11 protein-coding genes, 16 tRNA genes, 2 rRNA genes and 1 pseudogene are annotated in these 18,398 nt (G+C 35.5%); all 30 read left to right on the top strand.

Annotation, left to right across the window (positions count from 1 at the left end):
- Nucleotides 1–660 (top strand): 23S ribosomal RNA (locus ACTT1L_RS15185); the annotation flags it as partial.
- Nucleotides 661–760: 100 nt separating this feature from the next.
- A 5S ribosomal RNA gene (gene rrf / locus ACTT1L_RS15180) occupies nucleotides 761–876 on the top strand.
- Nucleotides 877–884: 8 nt separating this feature from the next.
- Nucleotides 885–959: transfer RNA gene (locus ACTT1L_RS15175), tRNA-Asn, on the top strand.
- 2 nt (nucleotides 960–961) lie between these two features.
- Nucleotides 962–1,053, top strand: a tRNA-Ser gene (locus ACTT1L_RS15170).
- 17 nt (nucleotides 1,054–1,070) lie between these two features.
- Nucleotides 1,071–1,145 (top strand) — tRNA-Glu (locus ACTT1L_RS15165).
- Between the two features lie 5 nt (nucleotides 1,146–1,150).
- A tRNA-Val gene (locus ACTT1L_RS15160) sits at nucleotides 1,151–1,226 on the top strand.
- A gap of 24 nt (nucleotides 1,227–1,250) precedes the next feature.
- Nucleotides 1,251–1,327: transfer RNA gene (locus tag ACTT1L_RS15155), tRNA-Met, on the top strand.
- A 3-nt stretch (nucleotides 1,328–1,330) separates the two neighbouring features.
- Nucleotides 1,331–1,406 (top strand) — tRNA-Asp (locus ACTT1L_RS15150).
- A gap of 9 nt (nucleotides 1,407–1,415) precedes the next feature.
- Nucleotides 1,416–1,491 (top strand) — tRNA-Phe (locus ACTT1L_RS15145).
- Nucleotides 1,492–1,509: 18 nt separating this feature from the next.
- Nucleotides 1,510–1,585, top strand: a tRNA-Thr gene (locus ACTT1L_RS15140).
- Nucleotides 1,586–1,595: 10 nt separating this feature from the next.
- Nucleotides 1,596–1,679: transfer RNA gene (locus tag ACTT1L_RS15135), tRNA-Tyr, on the top strand.
- A 7-nt stretch (nucleotides 1,680–1,686) separates the two neighbouring features.
- Nucleotides 1,687–1,760, top strand: a tRNA-Trp gene (locus ACTT1L_RS15130).
- A gap of 19 nt (nucleotides 1,761–1,779) precedes the next feature.
- Nucleotides 1,780–1,855: transfer RNA gene (locus tag ACTT1L_RS15125), tRNA-His, on the top strand.
- A 63-nt stretch (nucleotides 1,856–1,918) separates the two neighbouring features.
- Nucleotides 1,919–1,993 (top strand) — tRNA-Gln (locus tag ACTT1L_RS15120).
- A gap of 5 nt (nucleotides 1,994–1,998) precedes the next feature.
- A tRNA-Gly gene (locus tag ACTT1L_RS15115) sits at nucleotides 1,999–2,073 on the top strand.
- Between the two features lie 14 nt (nucleotides 2,074–2,087).
- Nucleotides 2,088–2,158 (top strand) — tRNA-Cys (locus tag ACTT1L_RS15110).
- 10 nt (nucleotides 2,159–2,168) lie between these two features.
- Nucleotides 2,169–2,250, top strand: a tRNA-Leu gene (locus tag ACTT1L_RS15105).
- Between the two features lie 332 nt (nucleotides 2,251–2,582).
- Nucleotides 2,583–3,302: a YebC/PmpR family DNA-binding transcriptional regulator gene (locus ACTT1L_RS15100; RefSeq protein ID WP_000532946.1), complete on the top strand. Its 720-nt coding sequence runs from the start codon at nucleotides 2,583–2,585 to the stop codon at nucleotides 3,300–3,302.
- 121 nt (nucleotides 3,303–3,423) lie between these two features.
- Nucleotides 3,424–3,885 (top strand): NUDIX hydrolase, encoded by a 462-nt coding sequence (locus tag ACTT1L_RS15095; RefSeq protein WP_000436092.1) that lies wholly within the window; start codon nucleotides 3,424–3,426, stop codon nucleotides 3,883–3,885.
- A 487-nt stretch (nucleotides 3,886–4,372) separates the two neighbouring features.
- Complete coding sequence (locus ACTT1L_RS15090) at nucleotides 4,373–5,149, top strand: transglycosylase domain-containing protein (RefSeq protein ID WP_000664704.1); 777 nt, start codon at nucleotides 4,373–4,375, stop codon at nucleotides 5,147–5,149.
- A gap of 187 nt (nucleotides 5,150–5,336) precedes the next feature.
- The gene (locus ACTT1L_RS15085; RefSeq protein WP_000842720.1) at nucleotides 5,337–5,990 is read left to right on the top strand and encodes a DsbA family protein; all 654 of its coding nucleotides are present in this window, start codon (nucleotides 5,337–5,339) and stop codon (nucleotides 5,988–5,990) included.
- 114 nt (nucleotides 5,991–6,104) lie between these two features.
- Nucleotides 6,105–6,178, top strand: a tRNA-Gly gene (locus tag ACTT1L_RS15080).
- Nucleotides 6,179–6,376: 198 nt separating this feature from the next.
- Nucleotides 6,377–7,519, top strand: a complete 1,143-nt coding sequence (gene queG, locus ACTT1L_RS15075) for a tRNA epoxyqueuosine(34) reductase QueG (RefSeq protein ID WP_000345218.1) — start codon at nucleotides 6,377–6,379, stop codon at nucleotides 7,517–7,519.
- 44 nt (nucleotides 7,520–7,563) lie between these two features.
- Entirely contained in the window at nucleotides 7,564–8,451 is an 888-nt protein-coding gene (locus tag ACTT1L_RS15070; RefSeq protein WP_000260542.1) for an amidase domain-containing protein, read from the top strand.
- Nucleotides 8,452–8,509: 58 nt separating this feature from the next.
- Nucleotides 8,510–8,998, top strand: a complete 489-nt coding sequence (gene trmL / locus ACTT1L_RS15065) for a tRNA (uridine(34)/cytosine(34)/5-carboxymethylaminomethyluridine(34)-2'-O)-methyltransferase TrmL (protein WP_000538147.1) — start codon at nucleotides 8,510–8,512, stop codon at nucleotides 8,996–8,998.
- Between the two features lie 127 nt (nucleotides 8,999–9,125).
- Nucleotides 9,126–11,195 carry a sensor domain-containing protein gene (locus ACTT1L_RS15060; RefSeq protein WP_000664307.1) on the top strand — a complete coding sequence of 690 codons (2,070 nt, stop codon included), beginning with the start codon at nucleotides 9,126–9,128 and terminating at the stop codon, nucleotides 11,193–11,195.
- A gap of 393 nt (nucleotides 11,196–11,588) precedes the next feature.
- Nucleotides 11,589–13,484 (top strand): PrkA family serine protein kinase, encoded by a 1,896-nt coding sequence (locus ACTT1L_RS15055; RefSeq protein ID WP_000353279.1) that lies wholly within the window; start codon nucleotides 11,589–11,591, stop codon nucleotides 13,482–13,484.
- Between the two features lie 447 nt (nucleotides 13,485–13,931).
- The gene (gene yhbH, locus ACTT1L_RS15050) at nucleotides 13,932–15,107 is read left to right on the top strand and encodes a sporulation protein YhbH (protein WP_000503513.1); all 1,176 of its coding nucleotides are present in this window, start codon (nucleotides 13,932–13,934) and stop codon (nucleotides 15,105–15,107) included.
- Between the two features lie 130 nt (nucleotides 15,108–15,237).
- A complete protein-coding gene (locus tag ACTT1L_RS15045; protein WP_442821985.1) occupies nucleotides 15,238–18,051 on the top strand; it encodes an NEAT domain-containing protein in 2,814 nt (937 codons plus the stop codon).
- Between the two features lie 121 nt (nucleotides 18,052–18,172).
- Nucleotides 18,173–18,343, top strand: a pseudogene (locus tag ACTT1L_RS15040) (GNAT family N-acetyltransferase); the annotation flags it as partial.
- Nucleotides 18,344–18,398: the final 55 nt, after the last annotated feature.

Genomic DNA, 18,398 nt, shown 5'->3' with positions numbered 1-18,398 from the left:
CAGTTTGACTGGGGCGGTCGCCTCCTAAAGTGTAACGGAGGCGCCCAAAGGTTCCCTCAGAATGGTTGGAAATCATTCGTAGAGTGCAAAGGCATAAGGGAGCTTGACTGCGAGACCTACAAGTCGAGCAGGGACGAAAGTCGGGCTTAGTGATCCGGTGGTTCCGCATGGAAGGGCCATCGCTCAACGGATAAAAGCTACCCCGGGGATAACAGGCTTATCTCCCCCAAGAGTCCACATCGACGGGGAGGTTTGGCACCTCGATGTCGGCTCATCGCATCCTGGGGCTGTAGTCGGTCCCAAGGGTTGGGCTGTTCGCCCATTAAAGCGGTACGCGAGCTGGGTTCAGAACGTCGTGAGACAGTTCGGTCCCTATCCGTCGTGGGCGTAGGAAATTTGAGAGGAGCTGTCCTTAGTACGAGAGGACCGGGATGGACGCACCGCTGGTGTACCAGTTGTTCTGCCAAGGGCATAGCTGGGTAGCTATGTGCGGAAGGGATAAGTGCTGAAAGCATCTAAGCATGAAGCCCCCCTCAAGATGAGATTTCCCATAGCGTAAGCTAGTAAGATCCCTGAAAGATGATCAGGTTGATAGGTTCGAGGTGGAAGCATGGTGACATGTGGAGCTGACGAATACTAATAGATCGAGGACTTAACCATATAATATGTAGCAATGTTATCTAGTTTTGAGAGAACATAAAAAACTTGTTGACTTTTAAAGAAAATAAGTTATAATAATGATTGTCTCAAAAGAATAATGTCTGGTAATGATGGCAGAGAGGTCACACCCGTTCCCATACCGAACACGGAAGTTAAGCTCTCTAGCGCCGATGGTAGTTGGGACCTTGTCCCTGTGAGAGTAGGACGTTGCCAGGCAATATTATTCCGCAGTAGCTCAGCGGTAGAGCTATCGGCTGTTAACCGATCGGTCGTAGGTTCGATTCCTACCTGCGGAGCCATTGGAGAGCTGTCCGAGTTGGCCGAAGGAGCACGATTGGAAATCGTGTATACGTCACAAGCGTATCAAGGGTTCGAATCCCTTGCTCTCCGCCATAGGATTTATAATATTTGGCCCGTTGGTCAAGTGGTTAAGACACCGCCCTTTCACGGCGGTAACACGGGTTCGAATCCCGTACGGGTCACCACTTTTGGAGGATTAGCTCAGCTCGGAGAGCACCTGCCTTACAAGCAGGGGGTCGGCGGTTCGATCCCGTCATCCTCCACCATATAAACTATATGAATAATATTATCGCGGGGTGGAGCAGCACGGTAGCTCGTCGGGCTCATAACCCGAAGGTCGCAGGTTCAAATCCTGTCCCCGCAACCAAATGGTCCCGTGGTGTAGTGGTTAACATGCCTGCCTGTCACGCAGGAGATCGCCGGTTCGACCCCGGTCGGGACCGCCATTTTAATAAGGCTCGGTAGCTCAGTCGGTAGAGCAGAGGACTGAAAATCCTCGTGTCGGCGGTTCGATTCCGTCCCGAGCCACCATTTACTTTAATAAAATACGCCGGCTTAGCTCAATTGGTAGAGCAACTGACTTGTAATCAGTAGGTTGGGGGTTCAAGTCCTCTAGCCGGCACCATGTAAGTTTCGGAGGGGTAGCGAAGTGGCTAAACGCGGCGGACTGTAAATCCGCTCCTTCGGGTTCGGCAGTTCGAATCTGCCCCCCTCCACCATTTACATAGGGGCATAGTTTAAAGGTAGAACTGAGGTCTCCAAAACCTCCAGTGTGGGTTCGATTCCTACTGCCCCTGCCAAATATATTTACACAACATGGCGGTTGTGGCGAAGTGGTTAACGCACCGGATTGTGGCTCCGGCATTCGTGGGTTCGATTCCCATCAGTCGCCCCATTTTTATTTTAAAAATTATAAATAATCTAATGGATACTTACATATAATTAAGTAAGAATTCGATGGGCTATAGCCAAGCGGTAAGGCAACGGACTTTGACTCCGTCATGCGCTGGTTCGAATCCAGCTAGCCCAGCCATTTTTGCGGAAGTAGTTCAGTGGTAGAATACAACCTTGCCAAGGTTGGGGTCGCGGGTTCGAATCCCGTCTTCCGCTCCAGTAAAATTTTATATGGCGGCATAGCCAAGTGGTAAGGCAGAGGTCTGCAAAACCTTTATCACCGGTTCAAATCCGGTTGCCGCCTTTTCTTTTGTGCCGATGTGGCGGAATTGGCAGACGCGCACGACTCAAAATCGTGTTCCTTCGGGAGTGTCGGTTCGACCCCGACCATCGGTATCACGAACGGCGTAATAAAAAGACTCTACACCAAATGTGTAGAGTCTTTTTATATTTTCATCACACTACAAAATAAGCATAAATAGTGTGTTGGTGAAATGGTAGGATTTTTTTGCTAAATTATGTTATGTGCTTCTAAAATTCGTAATAAACGTAGGAATTCATGTATAATATAACTTGTCGAAAGAACAAAATGATAGTGATTTATATTATGTCTGTAATATGAATCAAAAATGAACTTTTTATATTTCTTTTAAAAATGTGTTGAACACACATGATATTTCATATTAATATTTTTATGTAGATTTAAAACGGGAAAGAGAGTGGAAAGTATGGGTCGTAAATGGAATAATATTAAAGATAAAAAAGCATCAAAAGATGCAAATACTAGCCGTATATACGCGAAATTTGGACGTGAAATTTATGTAGCGGCAAAACAAGGCGAGCCAGATCCGGAATCAAACCAAGCGCTTAGAGTTGTATTAGAACGTGCGAAAACATACAATGTTCCAAGAACAATTATCGATCGTGCAGTTGAAAAAGCAAAAGGTGGTTCAGAAGAAAATTATGACGAGCTTCGTTATGAAGGATTCGGACCAAATGGAGCTATGGTAATTGTAGATACACTTACAAACAACGTAAACCGTACTGCAGCAGATGTACGAGCTGCATTTAGCAAAAACGGTGGTAACATGGGTGTAAACGGTTCTGTAGCTTACATGTTTGATGCAACAGCTGTTATCGGCCTTGAAGGGAAAACATCAGATGAAGTTCTTGAGATTTTAATGGAAGCAGATGTGGATGCACGTGACATACTTGAAGAAGAAGATGCTGTTATCGTGTATGCTGAACCAGATCAATTCCATGCAGTACAATCTGCTCTTAAAGATGCGGGTGTTGAAGAATTTACAGTTGCCGAATTAACAATGCTTGCACAAAACGATGTAACACTTCCTGAAGATGCACAAGCACAATTTGAAAAAATGGTTGATGCATTAGAAGATTTAGAAGATGTACAACAAGTTTATCACAACGTAGACTTAGGAGAATAATACGATAAAAGCCCCTGTTCGTTTAACGAATAGGGGCTTTTTTAATAAAGGTATTTTATTGTAAACAGGGAATATGCTTATAGGGATATATGAAATATTCATTATTGCTAGGAGGCTTAACATGGAACAAAAAACACCAAAACATATCGTTGCTGTAGCAGGCTATTTAACAAATGAAAAAGATGAAGTGTTATTAGCAAAGGTACACTGGCGAGCTGATACGTGGGAGTTACCAGGAGGACAGGTAGAAGAAGGGGAAGCACTCGATCAAGCTGTTTGTAGGGAAATGCTTGAGGAGACGGGTTTAACTGTGAAGCCGCTTGGAGTTACAGGAGTTTATTATAATGCTTCCATGAACATTTTAGCTGTCGTTTTTAAAGTAGCATATGTAAGCGGTGAAATAAAAATTCAACATGAAGAAATACAAGAGGCTAAATTTGTTGCTTTAAACGAAGAGAACATAAATGAGTATATAACGCGTCCTCATATGAAATCCAGAACACTTGATGCGATGAGAGCAACCCATTTCATTCCGTATGAAACGTGGGAAGTGCAGCCGTATAACTTAATAGGAAGATTGTAAAGAAAAGAGTAGCCGATTTGAGATACAGTCAAATCACTACTCTTTTTTGTATACTGTTTAAGAAAAAGGTCAAAATAATAATAGTGTTAGTATTGATTTAAAGAACGTTTGTTCTGTATAATATATGATATATTATGTACATTTAGATTACTAGATACTCAAAAGTATATATATTGGTAGATGATATAATGAAAATAGGGCGCTTTAATAGAGAAAGTATAATAGCCTTAAGATCTAATCTGCTATTGATTTAGCATAATCTATATTCAATATTTCAGATGAATAGTAGATAAAAAAGGACTGTGATACAATACTTTTTTATCCCGCTATTTGCCGGGCAGCCAGATTGGTGGGGGTCTGATGAAAGTTTCAATTTATACCTTACAATGATGTAAGGTACGTGTAAGAGAAATCGATGGGATATTTTTTTACAACAAGGTATTCTTAAAGTAAGAGTTATACGCTATGTGGAAAAGAGGTGTTTAAGATGAAAGAACGAGTATTATCTAGGGTGAATTATCATCAAAAAGTTGCATTAAATCCAATGACTAAGTTTTTTTATAAAGCCATTATTTTATTATTATTGTTAAGTTTTACGTTATTATTCATTGGAAATGTAATGATTGAGAAAAGTGATATTAGTAAATTACATGTACCGGCTAAGTTAGAGGTACCAGAATCATTGACACATGCATTTATTGCGACAGAAGATAAAAGGTTTTATCATCATAACGGTTTAGATTATATAGCGATTGTCAGAGCGTCTGTTGAAAATATAAAAGCTGGTGGTGTTGTGCAAGGCGGAAGCACAATTACACAGCAGTTATCTAAAAATGCTTTTTTAACGAATGAACGTACATTTTCTCGTAAGTGGAAAGAGATTTTCTATACGAAAAAAATTGAACGTACATTTACGAAGGATGAAATTTTAAAATTGTATGTAAGCAATATTTATTACGGAGAAGGAGCATGGGGAATTGAAAAAGCAGCAAACCTATACTTCGGTAAAAAGGTGAGCCAATTAACATTGGCTGAAAGTGCAATGATGGCTGCTGTAGTAAAGGCACCTGCTTATTACTCACCGGCACAAAATTATGATAAGGCCGTAGAGAGACGAAATGTCGTTTTGAGATTGATGGAGAAAGAAGGCTATATCAATCATGATGAGTATGTGCAAGCAGTTAGTGAGAAGTTAGTCATTCGTCATGATATAAAAACAGAGCAGTCGATGTTAAATAGTGCTCGTGAAAAAGCAGTAAGCTAATGGAAGTTCCTACATAGGAGCTTCTTTTTTTGAATAAATTGTGACAAATCGTGACACAATATCGTCACAATTATTGTGTTTTTGTAATTTATGTGAGCGTGTTCATTGCGTGACGTATATAAGTGTTGATATTATGTGTATTGTGTACAATGCTGTATACAGAATATGAAATTAAAGAGGAATGTATATGAAATCATCGAACAAACTCATGGCTCTTGGTATAGTTTTTTCCATTGCAGTATTGATTGTGATCGGAACGATTGCGTATAGCATCATAAATGACAAAAAAGATAAAGGGAATGAGATGTTTGCTTATTCCACACAACAATCTTTAGGGAAAGATGATGCTCCGGTTAAGGTAGTTGAATTTGGAGACTTCAAATGTCCCGCTTGTCGTACTTGGGATGTAACAGTATTGCCACGATTAAAAGAAGAGTATATTGATAAAGGTAAAGTGCAGTTATACTTTATTAATTTTCCGTTTATTGGGAAAGACTCTGATTTAGGTGCAGCAGCTGGTGAAGCAATTTATAAACAAGATAAAGATTCATTCTGGACTTTCTATGATGAGATTTATCAAAGTCAAAAGAAAGATACGGAAGAATGGATTACAGAAGAATTACTTCTTAACATTGTGAAAGAGAAGCTTCCGAAAGTTGATGTAGATCAATTTAAGAAAGATTTACACAGTAAAGAAATAAAAGAAAAAGTACGTAAAGATTCAGATCGTGCTCAAAAATTAAAAGTTCAAGGTGCTCCTTCAGTATATATAAACGGAAATCTTGCAAACCCTGATTTCGATAGTATGAAGAAGGCGATTGATAAAGAATTGAAAAAGTGATGAGCTACTCATCACTTTTTCGACTTTTTTCGATAAAATTCTTGCTTCCGCTTTTTGTACATGCTATACTACTTTACATAAGTTATTCTAATATCTTATATGTATTTCATATTTGCGGGTGTAGTTTAGTGGTAAAACAAGAGCCTTCCAAGCTCTGGTCGAGAGTTCGATTCTCTTCACCCGCTCCAAATTTTATTAAATGTTTTTCTATAAATTGTGATCAACGCAGTGTTTCGTTTCCGAGATAAACGAGGCATTGCGTTTTTTAATGTTTGGAAAACGTAATTGTATGCGAAAATAGAAGTAAAGAATAGTATTCCGAAAGTGAATTGCTAACTAATAGATCGTTACATAAAGGATGGATTCATCTGAGGAGGCGATTAGGAATGGATTTTGAACAATTAAAGCAAGATGTTATTGCGTATAGTAAAACGATTGGTATAGATAAAATAGGCTTTGCTAGTGCTTCACCATTTGAAGAATTAAAGCAGCGGTTAATCCAGCAGCAACAATTAAATTATCAATCTGGATTTGAAGAGCCTGATATAGAAAAGAGAACGAACCCACAGCTTCTATTACCTGGTGCAAAATCAATTATTGCGATTGCATTAGCGTATCCTTCAAAATTAAAAAATGCACCATTAAGTAAGCGTGGAGAACGCCGCGGGATTTTTTGTCGTGCTTCTTGGGGACAAGATTATCATCTCGTTTTACGAGATCGTTTGCAGAAATTAGAAGCATATTTAATCGAAAAACTTCCCGATATAGAAGTTAAGTCAATGGTTGATACGGGTGAATTAAGTGATCGAGCTGTTTCAGAGCGTGCTGGTATTGGATGGAGCGGTAAGAACTGCTCTATTATTACACCTGAATTTGGTTCGTATGTATATTTAGGAGAAATGATTACAAACGTTCCATTCCCACCAGATCAGCCGATAGAAGATCAATGCGGGAGCTGTACAAAGTGTATTGATATTTGTCCTACAGGTGCTTTAATACAAGGAGGACAGTTAGATTCGAAGAAGTGTATAGCATTTTTAACACAGACGAAAGGATTCCTACCAGAAGAGTATCGCGACAAAATAGGTAATCGTATTTATGGATGTGATACGTGTCAGACAGTTTGTCCGAAAAATAAAGGAATGGATTTTCATAATCACCCTGAGATGGAACCAGATCCTGAGTTAGTTAAACCGTTATTAACACCGCTTTTAACAATTAGCAATCGTGATTTTAAAGAGAAATATGGAATTATGTCTGGTTCATGGAGAGGTAAAAAACCGTTGCAACGAAATGCAATTTTGGCACTTGCACATTTTAAAGAAGCATCAGCAATTCCAGATTTAATAGGTGTTATGAAAGATGATCCAAGACCAGTGCTTCGCGGGACGGCAGCGTGGGCGCTTGGAAAAATTGGTGGAGACGGCGTGGGCGAAGCTATTGAAAAAGCGATGCAACGTGAGAAAGACGAAGAGGTTCTTCATGAAATGAATCGCGGACTTGAACTGTTAGCGCAGAAAAAAGAGTAGATAATATCTCCCTTTTTCATATTGTAATATGGGAGGGAGACGAAATGGTTGTAAAAATAAATATTGAAAAGCAAGTCCAACACTTTTTAGCATATATAACAGAGAAACGAACAAATGTAGATGGTATTGCTGAAGATTTATTACAAATAGCAAAGAGAAAGAAACAATTATTTCAAAAGCGTAATGCAGAGATAGTAAAAGCAACTGCGGATGTTTCTTTTATGAGGCAATTAAATAATAGCAATCATCAAGAAATTGATTATCAAATACATTTTAAATATTTAATTAAGCATAAAGAATTATTTTATATTGAAGAGGAACAATTAAAACGAAGAGTTTGTTTAAATAATAGCCGGATAATAAGTGATTATGCTATTGAAGTGCCAGAAGCAGTTGGAATGAGTGAGACATTAGAAAGGGAAGTTACAAAAGAGAAGTACGGTTCCTATCAGTACAACCGTTTAGAGGCAGTTAAATATGCAGAGCGTTGGTGGGATGATCGAAACCCTGCATATCGTAATTTCCCTGATAATTGTACGAATTTTATTTCTCAATGTCTTCATACTGGAGAAGTACCAATGAATGGATATCCTAATATTCGTAAAGGATGGTGGCAAAGGGAGAATCAGTGGAGTTGGAGCTGGGCTGTTGCACACTCTTTTTATTGGTATTTGTCAGGTGCTACATCAGGACTTCGAGCTGAAGCTGTAGAAAGGCCAGAGGACCTTATTCTTGGTGATGTCATCGCTTATGATTTCGAGGATGATGGTAGGTGGAACCATACGACGATTGTAGTAGCAAAAGACGCAGATGGTATGCCACTTGTAAATGCACATTCAGCGAATAGCCGTCGGCGTTATTGGAACTATGAAGATTCTAGTAAATATACACCACAAATGAAATATAAATTCTTTCATATTATTAATGGGTAGAGATTTTTCGCTCAAGTGGTATAATACGTAGTAGACAAAAAACAGAGGTGAATATCGCGTGGGAGTACATGTTGTTTTATATCAACCAGAAATTCCAGCAAATACAGGGAATATTGCTCGTACTTGTGCAGCAACTGGAACAGAATTACATTTGATTAGACCGCTTGGATTTTCAACGGATGATAAAATGTTAAAGCGTGCAGGATTAGATTATTGGCAGCACGTGAAAATTACGTATTATGATTCAATTGAAGAGTTTTATGAGAAAAATAAAGACGGTGAATTCTTCTATTTAACAAAGTATGGCGAGAAAGCTCATACAGCGTTTGATTATAGCAAACGTGAGAAGGATTACTATTTTGTATTTGGAAGAGAAACGAACGGCTTACCAGCTAATGTAATCGAAGAAAATTTCGATCATTGTTTACGTATTCCAATGACTGATAAAGTGCGTTCATTAAATTTATCTAATACAGCAGCTATTTTAATTTATGAAGCATTCCGTCAACAAAATTATCCAGGATTAGATTTAGAAATTGTTTATTAAAAGTCGCCATATGGCGACTTTTTTTCTAAAAATAAAAATAATATGTAATCATACATTTAAAAAAGGATACATATTCATATAAAATGGGATATATGAATAAAAATAGATCAGACGGGTTGAGATAAATATGAAGGAACAATATAGTAATCAAAATACCTTTTTAAGTATGATAGATATGGATTTAATAAGAAGAGGATTATTACATGCTATTCAAGATTTAGTATTTATTGTTAAAGTTATTGATGATGAAACATTTACATATATTTATGTAAATAAGTTAGGTATGGATTATGCGAAGCTAAGTGAAGAATGTTATGGAAAAACTTTTGCAGAAGTATTACCGGAAGATACGGCGGAAATATTGCAAGTGCAATATGCAAAAGTAGCGAGCGAAGCGAAAGCACATACCTTTTGTGATGTAGTTAGTTTACCAACTGGTAATTTACATTATGAATCTTCACTTAATCCTGTATTTGATGAAGAAGGAGTATGTCAGTTTATTATTTGTATTACAAGGGATATCACAGCTCAAATAGAGGAGAAGATGGAGATAGAGGAAAAACAAATGCTGTTTAAGTCATTACTAGAATATAATAATGACTCCATCATATCTATAGATTCTATAGGAAGAATTACATATGCAAATCCAGCAACGTATGAAATATTTGGATACCGATTTGAAGAATTAAATAATAAGTTTATTTTTGAATTTATTAATAAAGAATATGAAAAAGATTTTCAAATTATATTTAAAGAAGCCATGCAAGGAAGGGCAAAGCAAATTGTTTCAAAGAAATATGTTCATAAAGAAGGGTACGAGCTCTATATTTCCTTGAGAACTATCCCGATTATTGTAAATGGTGAAATTGTTGGAGTATATATTGTTACAAGGGATGTTACAAAGCAAATATTAAATGAAATGAGAACGGAATATTTAGCTTATTATGATCAGCTAACAGGATTAATGAATAGAATTTCATGTACAAATAAGTTAAATGATTTTTTAAATGAGAAGGTAGCTTTTGCGTTTATCTTTATAGATTTAGATGAATTTCACCTTATTAATGATACGTTTGGTCATAAAGAAGGAGATAAAGTGTTACAAAAAGTTACAGAATGTTTAAGCAGTTTTCAAATACCCGGTATACACTTATTTAGAGAACACGATGATCAATTTGTTATGTTAATAGAAAATATAACGAAAGAACGTGTAGAGGGAGTTTCCAAAAACATACTGAAAAGGATTAGTGAACATTTTGTAATCGAAGAAGAGGACGTGTATTTAAGTGCTTCAATCGGAATTGTAATGGCTCCAACAGATGGAGAAGATGAAAAGATATTATTCCAAAGAGTTGATGCTGCTTTGGAAAAAGCAAAAGAAAAAGGAAAAGGGCATTATCATTTTTATTGCAGTGGGTTAGATTGTGAGCGTGAACAAAGATTTATAATAGAAAACCAATTACATCGTGCTATAGAAAAAAATGAATTCTTCTTATATTATCAGCCGCAAATTAATATTGAAACGAAAAAAATAGCTAGTATGGAGGCTTTAATAAGGTGGGAGAATAAAGAATTAGGATTTGTCTCTCCCAATCAATTTATTCCGCTAGCAGAAAGAACAGGATTTATTATTAAGCTTGATGAATGGGTAGTAAATGAAGTGTGTCGACAAATACGCGAATGGTTAAATAAAGGATATGAAGTTGTCCCAATTGCAGTTAATATTTCAGCCAGGCATTTTCGCTCTATTACATTAATAGAGATGATTACACGAGCTTTACATAAGTACAATGTACCAGCTCATTTATTAGCGATAGAGGTTACAGAAGGAGCCCTTATACATAAAGATATATCGAAAAGAGTATTGCTACAATTAAAAGAACAAAATTTAAAGATTCATTTAGATGATTTTGGTACAGGGTATTCATCTTTGAGTTATTTAAAAACGTATCCAATTGATACTTTGAAAATTGATCGTTCTTTTATGGAAGGTATACATGTAGATGAACGCGATACGAATATTACGGCTGCAATTATTCATCTAGCTCATACGTTGGAATTGAATGTAATTGCAGAAGGGGTAGAAAAAGCGGAACAAATACAATTTTTGAAGGAAAAGAATGTGAAGTTTGTACAAGGTTATTATTATAGCCGCCCTTTATCAAAATATGATGTGGAAAATGTGTATTATAAATAATCGATAAAAAAAGTGATGTGCTAAGAAGCACATCACTTTTTATGTGTACCGGGTTTATCATTGTAACCAGATGTAAAAATAGCTGTAAGAAATGTGAGTGATACACCTAAAATTAATAATAATTTCATACTAATATCCCTCCTATTTTTTCAGTTTACGAATCTGAAATATGAATCGAAATGTATGTAATGTTCTTGGAAGAAAAGAATTTATTTAAAATGAATAGAGGTGTAAAAACTTTAATACCTATATTATACAGAATTTTCTTTGAATTTTGGAGAGAATTTTATAACACTACTGTATATTTCATTTTGATTTAAAGAATGTTTAAGGACATCCTAGCATACCTTTTATAATAATCCGATTGAACAAGGAGATGGGGGAGGAGCTATAATGGATATTCTAAAAAAAATTGAACAGCATCGAGAAGCAGAAGAACGCTTACAATGGGAAGGTACGTTTGCGGAGTATTTGGAGCTTGTGAAGGAAAGACCATGGGTGGCTCAAACAGCACACTCTCGCATTTACAATATGATAAAAGATGCTGGAATTGAAGAAGTTGATGGTAGAAGAAAGTATAACTTCTTTAGTAATCAGCTATTTGGGTTAGAGGATGCTTTAGAACGTCTTGTAGAGGAATATTTTCATCCGTCTGCAAAACGATTAGATGTTAGAAAACGTATTTTATTATTAATGGGTCCTGTTAGTGGAGGTAAATCAACATTAGTTACGATGTTGAAACGAGGATTAGAAACATATTCAAGAACAGATCGAGGAGCAATTTTTGCAATTAAAGGGTGCCCAATGCATGAAGATCCACTTCATTTAATTCCGCATCATTTACGAGATGATTTCTTTGATGAGTATGGAGTAAGAATTGAAGGGAATTTATCACCACTCAACGTTATGCGCCTAGAGCAAGAATATGGTGGGAGAATTGAAGATGTAGTTGTGGAGCGTATTTTCTTCTCTGAAGATCGCCGAACTGGTATTGGTACATTTAGCCCTTCTGATCCTAAATCACAAGATATTGCAGATTTAACAGGTAGCTTGGACTTTTCTACAATTGCAGAATATGGTTCAGAATCAGATCCACGAGCGTATCGCTTCGATGGAGAATTGAATAAGGCAAACCGTGGGATGATGGAATTCCAAGAGATGTTAAAATGCGACGAGAAGTTTTTATGGCATTTATTATCGCTTACACAAGAAGGGAATTTTAAAGCGGGAAGATTTGCACTTATTTCAGCAGATGAATTAATTGTAGCGCATACGAATGAAACAGAGTATCGCTCTTTCATAGCAAATAAGAAAAATGAAGCATTACACTCAAGAATTATTGTAATGCCAGTTCCATATAATTTACGAGTGAGTGAAGAAGAACATATTTATGAAAAAATGATTCGTGAAAGTGACGTGTCCGATGTGCACATTGCACCGCATACACTTCGGGTTGCAGCAATGTTTACGATTTTAACTCGTTTAAAAGATCCGAAGCGTCCAGATATTGATTTAATTAAAAAGATGCGTTTGTATGATGGAGAAACGGTAGAAGGTTATAATGCGATTGATGTAGAGGAGTTGCAACGCGAATATCAAGATGAAGGTATGAAAGGTATTGATCCTCGTTACGTTATTAACCGCATTTCTTCTACAATTATTCGAAAAGAGGTACCATCTATTAATGCTCTAGATGTGCTTAGATCTTTAAAAGATGGATTGGATCAGCATCCATCGATTAGTAATGAAGACCGAGAGCGCTATATGAACTTCATTTCATTAGCAAGAAAAGAATATGATGAAATTGCTAAAAAAGAAGTACAAAAAGCGTTTGTTTATTCGTATGAAGAATCCGCTAAGACACTTATGGATAATTACTTAGACAACGTTGAGGCGTACTGCAATAAGTCGAAATTACGTGATCCGTTAACAGGTGAAGAAATGAGCCCAGATGAAAAGTTAATGCGCTCGATTGAGGAGCAAATTGGAATTTCAGAAAATGCTAAAAAAGCATTCCGGGAAGAAATATTAATTCGCATCTCTGCTTATGCACGTAAAGGAAAACGCTTCGACTATAATTCGCACGAACGTCTTCGTGAAGCGATTCAGAAGAAGCTATTTGCTGATTTAAAAGATATAGTGAAAATTACAACATCAACGAAAACACCAGACGAAAATCAGCTGAAGAAAATTAATGATGTTGTTGCACGTTTAATTGATGAGCACGGCTATAATTCTTCTTCAGCAAATGAATTATTACGCTATGTAGGTAGTCTGCTAAACCGATAGTTTGATAACAAAACGCTGTCTCTTGTATTTTGCGGGACAGCGTTTTATTATCCAGTCATATGTGTAAAGTGTCATACCTTGTCCAAATGCAATAAATTAAGATGCAATTTTATGAATTTATTGTCAATTATTTTTACAATATGCATATGATAGAGTAACCAACCATTCATACGAAAAAAGCCAACACAATACAATATGTTGCAAAGTGTAAATGTGTGCAACTATGCATTGTGTTTCTTTCTTATCAAAGGCTGAATGATTCTTTTCTAGTATGTGAGTGGCAAAATTTTGTTTAGGATGCTCGGAGTATTATATGAAAAACGTTATATATGTTTATGGGATGATTTTCGATGGGCAGTTACCTTTCATTCTAGCTGGTACAGTATAAAACAAAATTTCTAGCTTGCTGTTCATATAGGAAGACAATTACAGTAAGGAGGGAAAGAAATGGGTGAAGAAAACCAACCAAATTATACGATTTCACAGGAAAACTGGTCCCTCCATCGCAAAGGATATGACGACCAACAACGCCATCAAGAGAAAGTACAAGAGGCAATTAAGAATAATTTACCCGATCTTGTAACAGAAGAAAGCATTGTTATGTCTAATGGTAAGGATGTTGTAAAAATACCGATTCGTTCTTTAGATGAATATAAGATTAGGTACAATTATGATAAAAACAAACACGTTGGGCAAGGAAATGGTGACAGCAAAGTTGGTGATGTCGTTGCGAGAGATGGATCAGGTGGTCAAAAGCAAAAAGGACCAGGAAAAGGGCAAGGAGCAGGGGATGCGGCTGGAGAAGATTATTATGAAGCTGAAGTCTCTATTTTAGAATTAGAGCAAGCATTTTTCAAAGAATTAGAATTACCTAATTTAAAGAGAAAAGAAATGGATGAAAACCGGATTGAACATGTTGAATTTAATGATATTAGAAAAACTGGATTATGGGGCAACATTGATAAGAAAAGAACGATGATATCCGCATATAAACGAAATGCGATGCGTGGTAAAGCATCTTTCCACCCAATTCATCAAGAAGATTTAAAGTTCCGCACTTGGAATGAAGTATTAAAGCCAGATTCAAAAGCTGTTGTATTAGCAATGATGGATACGAGTGGATCGATGGGAATATGGGAGAAATATATGGCACGTAGTTTCTTTTTCTGGATGACGAGATTTCTACGTACAAAGTATGAAACAGTAGATATTGAATTTATTGCCCATCATACAGAGGCAAAAGTAGTTCCAGAAGAAGAGTTTTTCTCAAAAGGAGAAAGTGGCGGAACAATTTGTTCTTCTGTATACAAAAAAGCACTTGAGCTAATTGATAATAAATATTCACCAGACCGCTATAATATTTATCCATTCCATTTTTCAGACGGTGATAATTTAACATCAGATAATGCTAGATGTGTAAAACTTGTTGAAGAATTAATGAAGAAGTGTAATATGTTTGGATATGGGGAAGTGAATCAGTACAATCGCCACAGTACACTTATGTCAGCCTATAAAAATATTAAAGATGAAAACTTCAGATATTATATTTTAAAGCAAAAAGCAGATGTATTCCATGCGATGAAGAGCTTTTTTAGAGAAGAATCTGGAGAAAAAATGGCATAACCCCCTTAAAAAGGGGTTATTTTTTTGTTAACTTTTTATTTTTTTTAGTTGACAATGATAATGAAAATCATTATCATTTATTCGAGAAATGATTACATTTTAATTTGTATATTTTGGAGGAGATGTCAAGTTGAAAAGAAATAAAAGAAAACATATAAATGCAATGATTATAGCGGCGACGTTATCACTTCCGTTTGCTGTTTATTCAACACCTGCTTTAGCAGCAGTAGCAATTGAGGCGAATAAAACGGGACAAGGTTTAGAAGATGGTACATATGACGCTGTTATTAAAGCGTATAAAGATAAAACAAATGAAGAGTCTATGGCAGCTGTTTATATAAAAAATCCGAAATTAACAGTTGAGAACGGAAAGAAAATTGTAACAGCAACGTTAAGTGATAGTGATTTCTTTCAATACTTGAAAACAGAGGATATACATACTCCTGGTGTGTTTCATGATGTGAAAGTAATATCAGAAGATAAAAAGAAAAATGGAACGAAAGTGATTCAGTTTGAAGTAGGGGAATTAGGAAAAAGGTATAATATGCAAATGCATATTTATATTCCGACAATGGCTTATGACAATAAGTATCAAGTACAGTTTGAAGTAAACACATTAAATTTAGAAAATAATGTTCCAGAAGCACAAAAGGAAAATAAAGAGGATAAAGTGGATCAACAAGATGAAAATGGAAATGTAATATTAGATAGGCAATTACAAAAGCATATTAATAAATATAACTTGAATAGAGAAAATTTAGATACCCCAATAACTAAGGAAGATTTATTAAAAGTTAAATCTTTAATAGTCGTTGAAGCTAAAAGCAAAGGAATAAAAGACGTAAGCGGTCTAGAATATATGAAGAACTTAGAAAACTTAACGTTGGAAGAAGTTAAGTTAGAAAATATAAAATTTATCTCGAATTTGAGGCAATTGAAATCATTAAGTATAACCTATGGCGAACTTGAAGATATTGGACCTTTGGCTGAGTTAGAACATATTGAGAGTTTAAGCTTGAGAAATAATAAAATTTCAGATTTAAGCCCACTAAGTCAAATGAAGAAGATTATATTGCTAGATTTAAATAGTAATTATATAAAAGATATTAAACCATTATTTACAGCGAAATCTTTAAGGACTTTGACTGTAGCAAATAATCAAATTAGTAATGCTAATCTTGCTGGGATTGAGCAACTGAAGAATGTGAAGAGTTTATCTTTAAGTAACAATGGACTTACTAATATTGAACATATTACACCAATGAAAAAATTAGTAGAGTTAGACCTTTCTAAAAATGAATTAGAAAACATCGAACCTTTATCAAGAATGTCTACTGTACAATCACTTAATTTAGAAGAAAACTATATTTCAGATATAACACCACTTAGTCAAGTAACAGGTTTATATGATTTAAAGCTAGCGTCAAATGAAATTCGTGATGTTAGACCGGTTCAAGAGTTAGGAAAAAGAATGTACATTGACGTTCAAAGACAAAAAATCTTTTTAGGTGATGTAGAAAAAGATAAGGAAGTTAAAATACCTATCTATAATTTACAAGGCGAGCCACTCGATACTATTCAATTAAAGAATGGAGATGGAATAGTTAATAATGGTTCTGTTAAATGGAGTACTACCGGTGAAAAAACATACGAATTTATATTAGATATAAAGCCAGAAGAAAATCGTATTAAGTTTAATGGAACAGTAATTCAAAATGTTGTTGAAAGGTTAGATGAAATAAAAGAGGATAATGAACAAAAGGAAAATGTAATTCTCGATAAAACTTTACAACAACATATTAATAAAGAGAATTTAGGTAGAGAGAATTTAAACGCTCCTATCACAAAAGAAGATTTATTACAGATTAAAAAATTAGAGATCCTTAAAGAAAAAGGAAAAGAGATAAAAGATATAACAGGCTTAGAATACATGATGAACTTAGAAAAACTCACTTTGGAAGGAATAGGTCTGAAAAATATTGAGTTCATCTTAAACATGAAACAATTGAATAATTTGAATGTATCTCATAATCAAATTGAAGATACTACTCCATTATCTTCATTAAAAAATTTACAATGGTTAAATCTTACAGATAATCGTATTAAAGATGTGTCAGTTCTTGGATCAATGTTAGACTTACTTAGTTTAAAATTAGCTGAAAATGAGATTCGTGATGTAAGGCCGTTAATACAATTAGGCCAGTGGGGAACAATTGATGTTAGAAGGCAAAAGGTCATTTTGGATGATGCAGAAATAAATAAAGAAGTGAAAATACCTGTATATGATTTAGAAGGGGAACGAATTGAAAAAATTACGTTAAAGAGTGCAGGTGGAATGCTTACTGATGAGGGAATCATTTGGAGTACTCTAGGAGAAAAAATATATGAATTTGACTTGGATGCAGATCATTATGAGACGGGCATATTATATAGTGGCATCGTCATGCAGAATATAGTAGAAAAATTAATACCGAAAGAAGAAGTAAAAGAGCCAGAAAAAGAAGTTGAAGAAGAGCAGGAGGAAGTAAAAGAGCCGGAAAAAGAAGTTGAAGAAACAAAAGAAGAAGTGAAAGAAACGATAAAAGAAGTTGAAGAAGAGCAAGAGGAAGTAAAAGAGCCAATAAAAGAAGTTGAAGAGGTAAAAGAAGAAGTGGACGAGCCAACAACAGGAGTTGAAGGGGCGAAAGCTGAGATAAAAGGAACAGGAAAAGAAATTGAAGGTTCAAAAGACGCAGTAAATCAATCCACAGTAGTCCAAGAACAAAATGTGAATAATCAAGTTGTGAAAGAAAATAAACCAGTTGTTAATAAGCAAGAAGAAAGTAAGAAATCATTAGGAGCAACAGGTGGACAAGAGAATACATCAATATTACTTTCAGGCATAGCGTTAGTTCTTTCAGCATTGAGTATGTTTGTATTTAGAAAGAGATTATTTAAGAAATAAAAAACGTTTTATTTTATTATAACGTAATATGATTATATGAATTTTTAAGAAGACATTATCATGGCGATTTCATTTTGAAATATGCTTATGATGATGTCTTTTTTAGAAGGAGATAAATGGAAAAGGTGTCGGAGAGCGGTTATTACAAGCTTCAATTCAATATATTTTCTCCTTCCAAGGGATGAGAGAGATAGAACTATGTTTGAATACGAATTATGATCGTGCGATGAAGTTGTACAAGAAAGTAGGTTTTGAGGAGAAGGCATGTTTACAACACTATATAATAGAGTAAAAAACCCCATTCGTATGAAAATTATATTTCATACGAATGGGGTTTTTTAATTTGC

It is taken from the genome of Bacillus sp. FH (genome assembly GCF_052216825.1).
GTDB classification, from domain to species: Bacteria; Bacillota; Bacilli; order Bacillales; family Bacillaceae_G; genus Bacillus_A; species Bacillus_A paranthracis.
This window is presented reverse-complemented; position numbering and strand designations above follow the sequence as displayed.

What these genes read in the sequence shown, in the direction of transcription:
- ACTT1L_RS15100 (WP_000532946.1), top strand. Translation starts at nt 2,583, where the DNA reads ATGGGTCGTAAATGGAATAATATTAAAGATAAAAAAGCATCAAAAGAT.
- ACTT1L_RS15095 (WP_000436092.1), top strand. Translation starts at nt 3,424, where the DNA reads ATGGAACAAAAAACACCAAAACATATCGTTGCTGTAGCAGGCTATTTA.
- ACTT1L_RS15090 (WP_000664704.1), top strand. Translation starts at nt 4,373, where the DNA reads ATGAAAGAACGAGTATTATCTAGGGTGAATTATCATCAAAAAGTTGCA.
- ACTT1L_RS15085 (WP_000842720.1), top strand. Translation starts at nt 5,337, where the DNA reads ATGAAATCATCGAACAAACTCATGGCTCTTGGTATAGTTTTTTCCATT.
- queG (WP_000345218.1), top strand. Translation starts at nt 6,377, where the DNA reads ATGGATTTTGAACAATTAAAGCAAGATGTTATTGCGTATAGTAAAACG.
- ACTT1L_RS15070 (WP_000260542.1), top strand. Translation starts at nt 7,564, where the DNA reads ATGGTTGTAAAAATAAATATTGAAAAGCAAGTCCAACACTTTTTAGCA.
- ACTT1L_RS15060 (WP_000664307.1), top strand. Translation starts at nt 9,126, where the DNA reads ATGAAGGAACAATATAGTAATCAAAATACCTTTTTAAGTATGATAGAT.
- ACTT1L_RS15055 (WP_000353279.1), top strand. Translation starts at nt 11,589, where the DNA reads ATGGATATTCTAAAAAAAATTGAACAGCATCGAGAAGCAGAAGAACGC.
- yhbH (WP_000503513.1), top strand. Translation starts at nt 13,932, where the DNA reads ATGGGTGAAGAAAACCAACCAAATTATACGATTTCACAGGAAAACTGG.